The 12,889-nt window shown below is 45.2% G+C and carries 10 protein-coding genes; 5 read left to right on the forward strand and 5 right to left on the reverse strand.

The window, feature by feature from the left end:
• Positions 1-421: 421 nt before the first annotated feature.
• The 3 genes from SOHN41_RS20200 to SOHN41_RS11000 form a co-directional block, all read right to left on the reverse strand.
• Positions 422-610 carry a hypothetical protein gene (locus tag SOHN41_RS20200; RefSeq protein WP_083820766.1) on the reverse strand — a complete coding sequence of 63 codons (189 nt, stop codon included), beginning with the start codon at positions 608-610 and terminating at the stop codon, positions 422-424.
• A 65-nt stretch (positions 611-675) separates the two neighbouring features.
• Positions 676-1,191: a hypothetical protein gene (locus SOHN41_RS10995; RefSeq protein WP_037458890.1), complete on the reverse strand. Its 516-nt coding sequence runs from the start codon at positions 1,189-1,191 to the stop codon at positions 676-678.
• Between the two features lie 90 nt (positions 1,192-1,281).
• On the reverse strand, positions 1,282-2,145 hold the full coding sequence (locus SOHN41_RS11000) for a hypothetical protein (protein ID WP_007648863.1): 864 nt from the start codon (positions 2,143-2,145) through the stop codon (positions 1,282-1,284).
• Between the two features lie 538 nt (positions 2,146-2,683).
• Between SOHN41_RS11000 and SOHN41_RS20205 the strand changes: the two genes are divergently transcribed.
• A complete protein-coding gene (locus tag SOHN41_RS20205; RefSeq protein WP_192825507.1) occupies positions 2,684-2,848 on the forward strand; it encodes a hypothetical protein in 165 nt (54 codons plus the stop codon).
• A 377-nt stretch (positions 2,849-3,225) separates the two neighbouring features.
• Here SOHN41_RS20205 and SOHN41_RS11005 read toward each other — a convergent pair whose 3' ends face one another.
• Positions 3,226-4,860 (reverse strand): dipeptidase, encoded by a 1,635-nt coding sequence (locus tag SOHN41_RS11005; protein WP_007648868.1) that lies wholly within the window; start codon positions 4,858-4,860, stop codon positions 3,226-3,228.
• A 269-nt stretch (positions 4,861-5,129) separates the two neighbouring features.
• On the opposite strand from SOHN41_RS11005, the gene SOHN41_RS11010 reads away from it, so the two are divergent.
• Positions 5,130-7,343 carry a M3 family metallopeptidase gene (locus SOHN41_RS11010; RefSeq protein WP_007648869.1) on the forward strand — a complete coding sequence of 738 codons (2,214 nt, stop codon included), beginning with the start codon at positions 5,130-5,132 and terminating at the stop codon, positions 7,341-7,343.
• Positions 7,344-7,421: 78 nt separating this feature from the next.
• On the opposite strand, the gene htpX is transcribed toward SOHN41_RS11010, so the two are convergent.
• Positions 7,422-8,285, reverse strand: coding sequence for a protease HtpX (gene htpX, locus SOHN41_RS11015; protein WP_007648871.1), 864 nt, complete (start codon positions 8,283-8,285; stop codon positions 7,422-7,424).
• Positions 8,286-8,572: 287 nt separating this feature from the next.
• On the opposite strand from htpX, the gene pepE reads away from it, so the two are divergent.
• From pepE to SOHN41_RS11035, 3 genes are all read left to right on the forward strand, one after another.
• Positions 8,573-9,283: a dipeptidase PepE gene (gene pepE / locus SOHN41_RS11020; RefSeq protein ID WP_007648873.1), complete on the forward strand. Its 711-nt coding sequence runs from the start codon at positions 8,573-8,575 to the stop codon at positions 9,281-9,283.
• Positions 9,284-9,585: 302 nt separating this feature from the next.
• Positions 9,586-11,181 carry a glucan biosynthesis protein G gene (locus SOHN41_RS11030; RefSeq protein WP_007648877.1) on the forward strand — a complete coding sequence of 532 codons (1,596 nt, stop codon included), beginning with the start codon at positions 9,586-9,588 and terminating at the stop codon, positions 11,179-11,181.
• Between the two features lie 663 nt (positions 11,182-11,844).
• Positions 11,845-12,813 (forward strand): DUF3187 family protein, encoded by a 969-nt coding sequence (locus SOHN41_RS11035; protein ID WP_007648878.1) that lies wholly within the window; start codon positions 11,845-11,847, stop codon positions 12,811-12,813.
• Positions 12,814-12,889 lie beyond the last annotated feature (76 nt).

Genomic DNA, 12,889 nt, shown 5'->3' on the forward strand with positions numbered 1-12,889 from the left:
TAATGCAAACTCGCTACAAAAAAGCCCTGCTATACATCACAGTATAAGCAGGGCTTTTTATTGCGTGGAAAAGTTATTGTGCTGATTTGCATTGTTTTTTACTTTAGTGACGCTGCAACTGAATCATGCAATATCATACTAAACACCACTCACTTCAAGACATGTAGGTAAATTCAGTTATTGGGATATTAGTGTTGGCTGGTATCTACTCATATAGGCTTGCCATGGCATTAACTCTCCGACACGCAGCTAGTCCGTCCTTGGATGCTCGACCGCCCCGTCCATGGGGCGGACGGTCGCCTCGCTAATCACCATGGCTCACCTTTCGTGCATTCACGTAACCTGTAGATTTAACAGACATACGCAACACACTTTGGGACAAAAGAGCGTTAAATATTGAAAGACAAATATCATTGCTTGGTTATTGAATGCAGACCATATTTAAGGGCGAACCATGGTATTGCTCAACGACACGCAGCAAGTCCTCCTGGGATGCTCGACCGCCCCGTCCATGGGGCGGACGGTCGTCTCGCCAATCACCATGGCTCACCTTTGAGGCATTAGCGTAACCTGTGGATTTAAGAGCCTTGCACAGCACGCTTTGGGACAAAAGCGTGATAGCCCCTTTGCTCTAACTCGTCAGTTTCGGATTCAAATTTCTATGGAGATAACGCCTCAAGAAGAGGCGCGCTTTGGCGCGTCCTTCTTGCTTGACTTGTTAGCAGGCTGGCCAGTTTGCACTATGGCCTTTTTTAGTAACTTTACTGCCTGCTTGTGATTTTCCCAGTTCACTAATTCTGGGCCATTTAAACCTGTGTACTTATTCTTTGCGGCACTTTCAGTGAAATAACCAATTTTGCCAAAAATGGTACTGCTTTCGCTGGAGCCCTCAAGCAGGATGTTAAATAGACCGCAACCATCTACTGCTTGGCGACTACCACCCTCTCTTAGCTCAATGTTTCGAAACCTTGGCCGAGGCATAACACTAAAACACCATATTGATAGTTGAGTGCCATGACTCTTAATTAGTGAGCCAGCATTTATATTAAGGCTTTCCACTGAATCAAACTCTTCGATCTCGAAATTCGGAATGGAGTAGGCCTCAAATATTACGCACTCGAGACTTTCGAAGATTTGAGTGAACATCTCTTCCAGTTCATTTTCTGATTTTTCGAATTCAATCCATGGCATATTTAAGCCTGCTAACGCTAAGCACACGGGCGGAAAAACGCGTTAGCGTTTGACGTCCCAGCGGCTAAAGGCCGCGAGTGATGCGTCTTGTTAGCCATTGACTTGTTCATAATCATCACCAGTTTTTATGAATGTTCGCCTTTTGACACAAAACGGCTCATCAATGAGTGCTTGTACTGGAATGATATTACTTATGTCAGAAATATCACCAATTTCTAACTCAAACGCACCTTTTGGATTTAGGCAACAATCTTCGACACCAAATGAAATTCTAAACTCCATTTGCCACGAATATTTGGAATCTTTTATATATAGGCCAATTGGACCAGAAAAATTCTCCAGTGATTTATATTCAACCAACCCATAGCCATCATGAAAAAGCTTTGAGCTAAAGGCACCAGATGTCTTTTTTATTGCCTTGTTTATTCTTTCTGAAAAATCCAAAGGCTTTTTTATAAGGAGAATATGTGAGCCAAACTCAAGAAATCGTTTATCAAAATATATCTTATTATCTACCTCTCCCGGTATTAAGCCGTCTTCGCCGTCAGCCAGAGCTCCCATGCAAAATAACATCGTATTCTTAGCTCTTGGAAAATGAGCTGTAAGAATCGCTTCGGGACCCATATCAATTTCTTCATCCTGAATTTTCAAAGATAACGTGGTATGACCCGTTGGGGTTTTGCCTGCTCGAAGTATTCCATAAACTTTCTCAAGTTCATCAGCTCGCAAAGCTAGACTCTCCTCATCTTTTAAACTTGAAAAGTACTCGAGACTATTCATGTAGATAAGTCCTTTCTGCATTTGCACTAACCTGTCATATGAAGCAACTTTAAAAAGTAGCCAAAAATCTGTTCTAGGTTTGCTTGCAATAAAGCTTCTTGATGTATTTTCAGTTTCCATACAACCCACTAATCTCTGTTTACTGGGATAGGCTAACATTTTATTCGTGCGCATGCGCGTTTACCTCGTTGGACCTGTGAAAACGCGCACGGTTAACTATTTGTATGCAAAGAACTTATCAGCTTTCTGCCAAATAAACCATCTGGAAAAACGCGCATGCGCGTTTTCCAAACCTATTAACTAAAAGTCAGCGACTATAGTCACCTGATTTTATAGAGTTTTATTTGTTGCTGATGGAGTTAGTGCGCACTGTTCTTGTCTTCAAATCATCCCCCAATACCTAAATTTAAATACGACTGTATACCCATACATTGTTAGGCGATTTACGGCAGGATCAAACATTAGGAAAAAAGACGAGAGTTTGTATGGTAACAGGAGCGGGAGTTTTTGATTAAGCTAACGAGCTGAAACACGGAATGAGGCAAAGATTTGTTAGCCCAAAGCTCATGAAAATGATCGCGTTCGCGCGTGAATCAGACTAGGCAAGTCTGATTCACTGTAACGATGTTTGCAATCCCTCATGGTTAGGTCTTACTTTTTAGTATCTATTACTTTTTGTATCTCTAGTTATCAGACAACACAGGGCTAATCTTTGAGCCGTTGGGGCAATAGCTTTTTAGCTAAACGAACAGCTAGAGGGGTAGTTAAGATTGGCATTGTTGCAACAGTGACCGTTGGCGGCATGGATGCCGCCGTCGAGCCCTCAGGGACGAGTTTATGGCGTGTCACTGGGGAAGCAATGTCAATTAATGCGTAATGCGCGTAGCTCAACTGTCTTGCTTTCGGGCAATAACTTTTTAGGACTGGCATGGATATTGAGAATTTACCTAAAATTGTCATTGTTGCACCAGTGACCGTTGGCGGCATAAATGCCGCCGTCGAGCCTATATGGACACTTGTTGTGAAATAAAAGGGCGGCGAGTCACTGGGGAAACAATGACAACTCATGCAGCACAACTGACAATATCTCACTAGCTTTGAATCTTTGTGGCATTTTGAATTGGAATGGCGGAAATCAAAGATTTAGCCGCCATTGTCGTGTTAAGCCTTAATGCTTGGCTTAATACTTGATATCAGACTTTAATTACTCTCCTACACTTTTGTGTCATCCCAAAATCACTTTCACAAAGAGTACTATTTCGCCGCCGATAGCTCGATAAATGCCGCTGTGTACATTTTCAAGTTCAGCATAAATTGCTTATGGGTGATGAACTCTTTTTCGGTATGGCCTGTGTATTCCACGCCCGGCATGGCGGGGCCGAAACTTAAGGCATTGGGGAACAGTTTACTGTTGGTTGAACCGCCAATGGCAACGGGTTTAGGGTCGGCTATGCCAGTAAAGTGAGCAAACACGTCGAGCAGAGTTTGTTGCTGCGGCGCATCCTTCATCACCATAGGCTCACCCCAGTAGCTTTCAATATCGCTCAGTTTCACCTGATGTTTATCCTGCCACTTTGTTAATGCCTCCAGCGCTTGGGCAGACAGTAGCTCTGGGGTCTTACCGATTGGGCGGCGCAAATTAATGGTGACTTCAGTGCCCTTGAGTGTCTGCGCAACGACTGTCGGCGCTAGCGTCAATGCGCCCATAAAGTCATCTTTATAGGCCAAATCACCAAACTGCTCGGCATAAATCCCGAGCCCAACTAACTCATTCATGGCGGCAAGGGTTAAAGAAGCGGTCGTTTTTGGCCAAGAGTGTGGTTCAAGCAAAGCCGCTAAGTGAGTTACGGCGTTGACACCATCTTCCGGCGTCGAAGAGTGAGCCGCCTTGCCATCGGCAAAAATATGCACATCACATTGGCTGTTGGCGCAGCTATGTTCGAAGCGATACTTCATCCCCTGTTGATGCGTGGCGCTTGCCCGTAACTTGGCAAGTAATTCAGGGGTAACGGCTTTAATTTCAGCCTCTGCCTGCTGCGGCACTTGGCTGGCAAAATAGCCGCCAGAGAAAGCCGTTAATGTTGGCGTTTGAGTTGAAGCCTCTGATTTAGTCTCTCTATTGGGGAGTGTAAAGTTGGGCACTGTAAAGGTAATCTTGCTCCAACCTTTTTCGGCGGTCACCACGGGATATTCGGCATCGATAGTGATATTTATCTGTGCCGGTGTGTACTGGGTTAAGAAGGTTTTTAGGGGTTCCCAGTCGGACTCTTCGGCTAAATACACTAAGAGTTCAATGCGTTTATCGCGCTTAATGTGCTTATCTTTAATCGCTTTCATGGCATACATGGCGGTAACAATCGCGCCCTTATCATCCTCGGTGCCGCGGCCAATAAGCTTACCGGGCTCGGATTGGGTATCGAGTAGATAAGGGCTTTGTGCCCAGAGTGCGGGATTGGCTGGCTGCACATCACCGTGGGTGACTATTCCCAATTTTTGAGTTTGATTATCCGCCGCATTGGCATCGAGACCTATCAGCACAACATAACCATGATCGGCATAATCTAACCCAAGCGCTTTACTCAGCTGCTTCAAACTCGACTTAAAGCCAACAAATGCGGGGTTAGTCTCCGGAGTCTGTCCCGCTACCGCCTCGGTATTAAAGCTCACTAACTGAGCTAAGCTTTGCACCATAGCCGTATCGTATTGAGTGATCGCATAATCGGCGACCTTGAGTGCATTTGCACTAAGTGACGGCGCTTGGGTTTGAACGGCTTCGGTTTGAACGGTTTGAGAGGCAACGCTTTGACTCGACACAAAAAGTGCAGCAGCTAACACTGAATAAGAAAAAGCTCTGCTGCTATTGGCATAGTTAAAAAGAGGCAGATCCATAGGGGTCCTATTTATTATTTGAGGGATTTAGGAACGTGCAACAAGCAACTGAGAAGCATCGGCTATCATATTAGGCTTAGAAGCACCGCCAAGTTTGCCATAGTTCTTTGCGTAAAAGTCTGTTACTCAATATTTGTTACAAACAAAACACAAAATCGATGGAACCCCTCGCTCGATACATGTTAAACAAACAACTTAAAATAAATTTAATGGTTACTGGCTATCCGCCATTGCAACCTCTATCACCATAGACAGAACGGGAACAAATAATGAAGGGACTAATACTCAAACCACAAGCCCTCAAACCGCGCGCAGCTAAACTCACCTTCAGTGCTATCGCACTCGCTTTAGCCTTAGGCGGTTGCAGCGCCCAGCAAAGTGATACGGCTGTGCAGGCTATCGCTGCGCCGAATGCCATGTCGGCACAGATCATCAGCGAAAATGCAAGTAATCCATTCTTTAAACCCTATGATACTTTTATGGAAATTCCGGCATTCGACAAAATTAAGCCAGAGCATTTCCTCCCTGCATTTAAAGCGGGGATAGCCCAGCAGCACGAAGAAATTCAGGCCTTAGTCGATAATAAAGATAAGCCCACCTTCGCCAATACCATTGAAGCCATGGAGTTTTCTGGCGATCTCATCACTCGCGTCTCTAATGTTTTCTTTAACCTAACGGGTGCCGATACCACGCCAGCATTGCAAGCCATTTCGAAGGAAGTGTCACCCATGCTATCGTCCGCCGAAGACGATATTCTGCTTAACGATAAGCTGTTTCAGCGTGTTAAAACCGTTTACGATGCCAAAGGCAGCCTAGCGCTCAATACGTCACAGGCCAAATTGTTGGAAGATACCTATAAAGCCTTCACCCGCGGCGGCGCTAACCTAAGCGAGCAGGATAAGACTAAGCTGCGTGCGCTCAATGAGGAAATCGGTAAACTGAATTTAACCTTCGGCGACAACCTACTCGCCGAGACCAATGCCTTTGAACTAGTGATCGACTCCAAGGACGATCTGTCCGGTTTACCCGATGATGTGATTGCCACCGCAGCCCAAACTGCGACCAAACGCGGCCATGAAGGCAAATGGGTATTTACGACTTCACGCCCTTCCATCACGCCCTTTTTAACCTACGCCGATAATCGTGAGTTACGGGAAAAAATCTACAAGGGTTATATCGAACGCGGCAACAACAATAACGCCAACGATAACAAGATTATCCTCGCTAAAATTGCCGCCCTGCGTGCCGAACGCGCCCAGTTAATGGGCTATAAAACCCATGCGGACTTTGTCCTAGAAGAACGCACCGCTAAAACCCCGGAGAATGTCTACGGCTTACTGAATAAAGTATGGCCAGCGGCACTCGCCCAAGCCAAAGCGGAAGTGGCGGATATGCAAGCCCTGATCGACAGCCAAGGGGGCAAGTTTACACTGCAAGCGTGGGATTGGGATTACTACGCCGACAAAATCCGAGTGGCTAAGTACAGCTTTAACGAGCAACAGACACGCCCGTATTTCTCCCTCGACAGTACATTAAAAGGTGTGTTCTACACAGCGAACCGTCTATACGGCCTGACCTTTAAAGAACGTACCGACTTACCCAAGTACAATCCAGAGGTACGCACCTTCGAAGTTTACGATAAAGATGGCAAGTTAATGGCCATCTTTATGGGGGATTATTTCGCCCGCGACAGCAAACGTGGTGGCGCTTGGATGAATTCCTACCGTAAGCAATACCATATGAATGGTGTTGATTCTAAACCTATTATTGTTAACGTATTAAACTACCCTCGCCCAGTGGGTGATGAACCTGCACTGCTGACCTTCGACGAAGCCAGCACACTCTTCCACGAATTTGGTCATGCCCTACACGGCATGTTATCTAACGTGGAATACCGTTCGCAGGGCGGCACCGCCGTACCACGTGACTATGTGGAATTCCCCTCACAGGTAAACGAAAACTGGATGACCCAGCCAGAAGTGTTGGCGCAATTTGCCAAACACTACAAAACTGGCGAAGTGATCCCACAGGAATTGGTGAAGAAAATCCAAGCGGCAAGCAAATTCAATCAAGGTTTTGCCACGGTTGAATATATGGCGGCAACAAAACTCGATCTGGATTGGCACACGCTAACGGATACCACCCCCAAGGATGCAGCGCAGTTTGAGGCCGACTCATTAACGGCGATGGGATTGATTAAAGAAATCAGCCCTCGTTATCGTAGCACTTACTTCTCGCATATTTTTGCGGGCGGCTATTCTGCAGGCTACTACAGCTACCTCTGGTCGGATATTTTAGGGGCGGATGCCTTCGAAGCCTTTAAAGAAAATGGTATTTTCGACAAGGCCACCGCAGATGCCTTCCATAACAATATCCTGTCAAAGGGCGGCAGCGATGATCCTATGCTGATGTATAAAAACTTCCGTGGCAAGGAAGCTGGCATAGAGCCGCTGTTGCGTAGTCGCGGTCTACTGGCGGATTAAAGCGCGAGGCTAAGCGCTTATCCTTAGCACAAAAAAATGCCGCCCCATCTGGGGCGGCATTTTAGTTAATACGGGTGATTAACGGGCTTGCAATGCTGCAATACGTTTCTCCAATGGTGGGTGACTCATCATCATTTCCGCCATTGAACGTTTACCATTGATACCAAAGGCTGACATCTGTGCAGGCATCGCCGTGCTTTCTGGGCCTTGGCGTAAACGCTCCAGCGCTGCAATCATCTTATGTTTGCCCGCTAGGCTCGCAGCACCTTCATCGGCACGATACTCACGAATCCGTGAGAAGTAAGCAACGATGATCGAGGCCAAAATACCGAACAACATATCCAGCACAAAGACAACGGCCATATAAGCAAACATGCCTAGACCCTCGCCTTCCTCGTCACTGCTGGCGACGAAGTTGTTAATAATACCTGCGACAACACGGGCGGCGAAGATAACGAAGGTATTCACTACACCTTGGATCAAGGTTAAGGTCACCATATCGCCATTGGCTACATGGCTCACTTCGTGGGCCAATACGCCCTCAATTTCATCTTGGCTCATGCCATACAGCAGACCCGTGCTAACAGCAACTAGCGAGTTGTCTCGACTCGGACCAGTTGCAAAGGCATTCATTTCTGGTGACTGATAAATGGCCACTTCTGGCATTTTAATCCCAGCTTTCTGCGCTTGACGGGCAACAGTGTCAACGAGCCAACGTTCAGTGCTATCTCGTGGCGTGGTGATCACCTCACAACCCATGGTTTTCTTCGCCATCCATTTGGAAATGGCTAAGCTGATAAAGGCCCCACCGAATCCAAAAATCGCCGCGAATACCAGGAGTCCACCCATGGTCGACGTGTTCACGCCTAGAATAGACATTACAATTGAGGCGACCAGCAGCACGGCTAGGTTAGTCGCAATCAATAAAAAAATACGCTTCATTTCAGCTCCTTTAGGGCAAGAATATGCCATTTCATTTTGCTTACAGACATAATATGTCCAAATAATCGAAATTCAAGTGATAAAAGTAAAGAGTTTTTCTATTAGGTTATTTTTCTCTTATTTAGACACAGTCTCTCATGGCTCGAGAGTCTAGGGACAGTAGATTAATCGAAACTTAAATCTAGGCGCAGCCTATGCTGCTGGCTCATTCCTGTGGGTTTCTGTATGTTTATCGTGATTAATCTTTGTTAACATACCGACACTCTCCCGGGATTTCAGGATAAAAAATGACAATCAACGCCTTACTACTGAGCAGTTCTCGTGTCGGTGACACTCCCTATCTTGACCATGCTATTACGTTTATTAAACCACTAACGGAAAAAGCCCAGAAGTGGATCTTCATCCCCTATGCGGGTGTCAGCATGGGCTATGACACTTATTTAGCCTCAGTCGTCGCCGGACTGAGTGAGCTGCAACTCGATATCAGCAGCATTCACCAACATCCCGATCCCCGCCAAGCGATCAAAGATGCCGATGGAATTATGGTGGGTGGTGGCAATACATTCCATCTCTTACACGAGCTTTACAAATATGATCTTGTACACCTTATTCGTGAAGAAGTCGGTCAAGGCAAACCTTATATTGGTTGGAGCGCGGGTTCTAACATCGCGGGTTTAAGCATCAGAACCACTAATGATATGCCGATTATTGAGCCGCCCTCATTCATCGCATTAAATATTGTGCCTTTTCAACTCAATCCACATTATTCCAATTACCGCGCGCCCGGTCATAATGGTGAAACCCGCGCCCAGCGCTTATTCGAATTCACTCGTGTCGATCCCCTAACGCCAGTCATCGGCATTGTCGAAGGCAGTGCACTGTGGCGCCAGGGAGATAAACTATCGCTCTTAGGTGACAATCCAGCCTATTTATTCTGTGGAGAACAACAGGAAATCCCTATCCCCCTAGGGAGCGATTTATCCCATTTACTCAAGTAAGATCTACCACACACTTTATGCATGCTAGGCTGAGTGTTACTAATGCAGATGTTCTGTCCATATATAGCGTTAATTATGTTATGCATGGGTTAAAAACTAAGAAAAGGCTTGCACCACTGGAACATCTGCACTAATTTCGTTAGCGATCAGTTTGATATATAAAGTGAAACTGATATCCATTCCAAGTAACAAATCCCATCTATGGCAAATTTGCCAGATAAGCCATTTATCGTTGAGGATTATAGTGATCAAAAAATGCTTTACTGGCATTGCTACGATCATAAAAGTGAGGAGTTTCCATTTTGCGACCGCATTTAACATTCAACCGTCCAAACCACGATCCCGCTTTTAAAGCAAAGCAATCACTTCATAAATACAGGCGCTTGCTTGGCACAGCTTTCGCCTGTTTTATCGGCGCCCATAGTCTGAGCCCTGCCTTTGCCACGCCTACCGATGAAGCTAAAAAAACCAAAACATTCTCCCAAGAGACGGTTATCAGCCTCGCCCAGCAGCTGGCTCAAAAGCCCTTTAAAGAGGCTAAAAAAGCACCTAAGGAGTTGATTGATTTAGACTATGCCACCTATGGCAAAATTAATTATCAAGAAAATGCTGCCATTTGGGGCGGTACTCCCACAAAGTTTTCCGTCCAGCTATTTGCTCCGGGTTTTTTATATAAAAACCTCGTCGATATCGATGTGGTAGAAAATAGTCACGCTTTCCCGCTTGAGCTAACAGAAGCCTCCTTTGATGTACCCAGCGATGCCATCGAGAAGCTACTAACCCAGGTGGGTCAATACGCAGGCATACGTCTCCACTACCCGATTAATGACGATGATGCCAAAGATGAATTCATCATGTTTCAAGGCGCTAGCTATTTTCGTGCGCTCTCTAAGGGCCAAACCTACGGTTTATCCAACCGCGGCCTTGCCATTGATGTCGCCCAGCCTAAGGGGGAAGAATATCCCTTGTTTAAGCGTTTTTGGGTTGAACGTCCCTCGAAATATCAAACCGCAATCGTGGTTCATGCACTCTTAGACAGCCAAAGTGTAACGGGAGCCTATCGTTTTGGAATTTACCCCGGCGAGCCAACCCGAGTTGAAGTGGATGTCACGCTTTTCCCTCGCAATGATATTGCCCATGTCGGGCTCGCGCCGCTAACTTCAATGTTTTTATACGGTAGTTTAGACACACCGGAAAAACCCGATTATCGTCCTGCAGTACATAATTCAGAGGGGCTACAAATCGATCGCGGCAATGGTGAACGTCTATGGCGCCCATTAAACAACCCCAACAAATTGCAGATCAGTGCCTTTGGTGACGAAGACATTAAAGGGTTTGGTTTGATCCAGCGCCATCGCAGCTTCGATGACTATCAAGATCTAGAGTCGAATTACCACCTGCGCCCCTCCGCTTGGATTGAGCCGCTCAATGATTGGGGTAAGGGTCAGCTGGTGCTGGTTGAAATTCCATCGAATGCTGAAACTAACGATAATATTGTGACCTATTGGGAGCCATTTGGCGGGCTTAAAAAGGATCAAACCTATCATTTTTCCTACCGCATTACCGCCGCGAATGACAGTCCAAATGCCGCATCTAAAGCGCGTATTGTACGTAGCTCAAAGGGACAAAAACTGGCAAAAGGTAAAGAGCTTCAGATCGATTACAGCAATATCAAGGCGCAGGACTTAGATAAAACGGTTGTTGATGCCAGCATGAGTAAAGGCAAAATTCTATCGACTCGCATTGTCGCCCATCCTGATATCAATGGTGCTCGAGTATTCGTCACCTTCGATCCCGAAAGCACTAATGTGGCCGAACTGCGTATACAGCTGAAAAAGGATGACAAACCACTCGCCGCCACATGGTTGTACCGCTGGAATAGCGACGATTGGCCCTAGGAAAATAAGCTAGATAAAAGTTAAACCCAAAAAACGCCGAACTTACGGCGTTTTTTTATTATGCTTGGCTCAGCCTACCTACGATATTCGCCGCAATGCAAGACTATTAATCTTTCTCTATACATAACCTTAATTTGCGGAATAACTACTTAGGAATAACTAGGGTTAATTTTGTCTAACAGAAATAGGGAACTTCAGTTCCAATTATTGCCCCTACTTAGCACTCTCCTGAGATTTACTCACCTACTCCATAGCGTTATATTACCCCTTCACAAAAACTGAATATTTGCAGACTCTTATTTCTTACAGGACATCCATCTATTGCGCTCACCATATTCAGTATTAGTTATATTTCGCATCATGAATATGTCAGAGAAAAAATGAACTTATCCACATTAAATGCTGCGTACTTTCGTAAGCCGACGACGATACTGTTAATTATAGGTATTTTACTTGCCCTATGTTCACTGCCAATGATTGGACGTGTGTTTTGGCTCGCGTTGGTATTACTCTGCCATACGCTTATTTAAATACTCATAATATGTTAACTTAGCCATTTTAATTAACAATTATGTTCATTGTTAATATCGGTCAATAATGCCAAGTTTCATCAACCCATCGAATCTAGGTTACCGATAAATAATCTAGATGGATATTTAAGCTATGCCGTTTTCCAACCTTAAACCTGTCCTCGTGCTTTCTTTACTATTTGCACCTAATGCCTTTGCTACCACTGTCAATTTTAGCGATTACGGCCCCTTACGGACCTATGCGCAATCGCCTACCCAAGCAGGCAGTTTAACCCCGATGCTGCGTTCAGGTTTTTCCTTGCCCGAAGGACAAAAAGAGTTGCACCTCTCGGCCAGTGCGGCCAGTGTTTGGGCGGAAACCGATGACTATTTTGCCGACTACTACCACAATACCCTCGTGGGCGGTCTAACTTGGCAAATCAATGATAAATGGATGATAGACACTAGCTATCATTGGCGTTTTAGCGGCGATAATCACTTAGACTCAGTGACCATGTGGTTCCATGATGCATTTGGGTTTAGTCAAAATGGTCGTGAAGATGCGGGGAAACACCAGAATCAACTTTTCTCGAAGGATGGGATAAATCAACACAATATTTCGGGGGAAACCCTGAATAATGCAATTACCCTTTATGTTGGTTATCAAGTGTTTGAGAACCAATATCACGGTTTATCTCTGGGGGGGAGTTTATATTATAACTATGTGGACTCAGGCCCCTTTGAAAATGAGGCCTTTGAACAAGCTTTACAGTTAAATTACAGTTTCCGCTACGAAAAGCATCATTTTCACTCTACCGCAGCCGTCAGTTTTAGACAGGGTAATGAGGTTCTTTCGGGGATCCGCTATGATAATCATGCCTATTCCATCAATCTCGGCTACGAATATATCACAGGGCACCATGGCTGGTTAATTGAGCTGCATCGTTACCAAGGCTTACTCGAAACCGAAAATGATTTTTCTAAAGCCTCGAATGAAATATTACTCGGCTATCGTTACTACTTAGATAATAGTGCGATAGAGTTCTCCATTATTGAAAACTATTTCAATATGGATAACAGTACCGACATTGCTTTTAATATTGGCTATCGCGTTAAATTTTAATCACATAAAATTAAATCTACACTAACAAAAACAGAGGCGATATTGCCTCTGTTTTCTATTACACATCTGTCTTAAA

The organism is Shewanella sp. HN-41 (assembly GCF_000217915.1).
GTDB lineage: Bacteria > Pseudomonadota > Gammaproteobacteria > Enterobacterales > Shewanellaceae > Shewanella.

Bases quoted from the DNA above. Each gene is read 5' to 3' on its own strand.
- SOHN41_RS10995 (WP_037458890.1), bottom strand. From the start codon at position 1,191: ATGCCATGGATTGAATTCGAAAAATCAGAAAATGAACTGGAAGAGATG.
- SOHN41_RS11000 (WP_007648863.1), bottom strand. From the start codon at position 2,145: ATGCGCACGAATAAAATGTTAGCCTATCCCAGTAAACAGAGATTAGTG.
- SOHN41_RS11005 (WP_007648868.1), bottom strand. From the start codon at position 4,860: ATGGATCTGCCTCTTTTTAACTATGCCAATAGCAGCAGAGCTTTTTCT.
- SOHN41_RS11010 (WP_007648869.1), top strand. From the start codon at position 5,130: ATGAAGGGACTAATACTCAAACCACAAGCCCTCAAACCGCGCGCAGCT.
- htpX (WP_007648871.1), bottom strand. From the start codon at position 8,285: ATGAAGCGTATTTTTTTATTGATTGCGACTAACCTAGCCGTGCTGCTG.
- pepE (WP_007648873.1), top strand. From the start codon at position 8,573: ATGACAATCAACGCCTTACTACTGAGCAGTTCTCGTGTCGGTGACACT.
- SOHN41_RS11035 (WP_007648878.1), top strand. From the start codon at position 11,845: ATGCCGTTTTCCAACCTTAAACCTGTCCTCGTGCTTTCTTTACTATTT.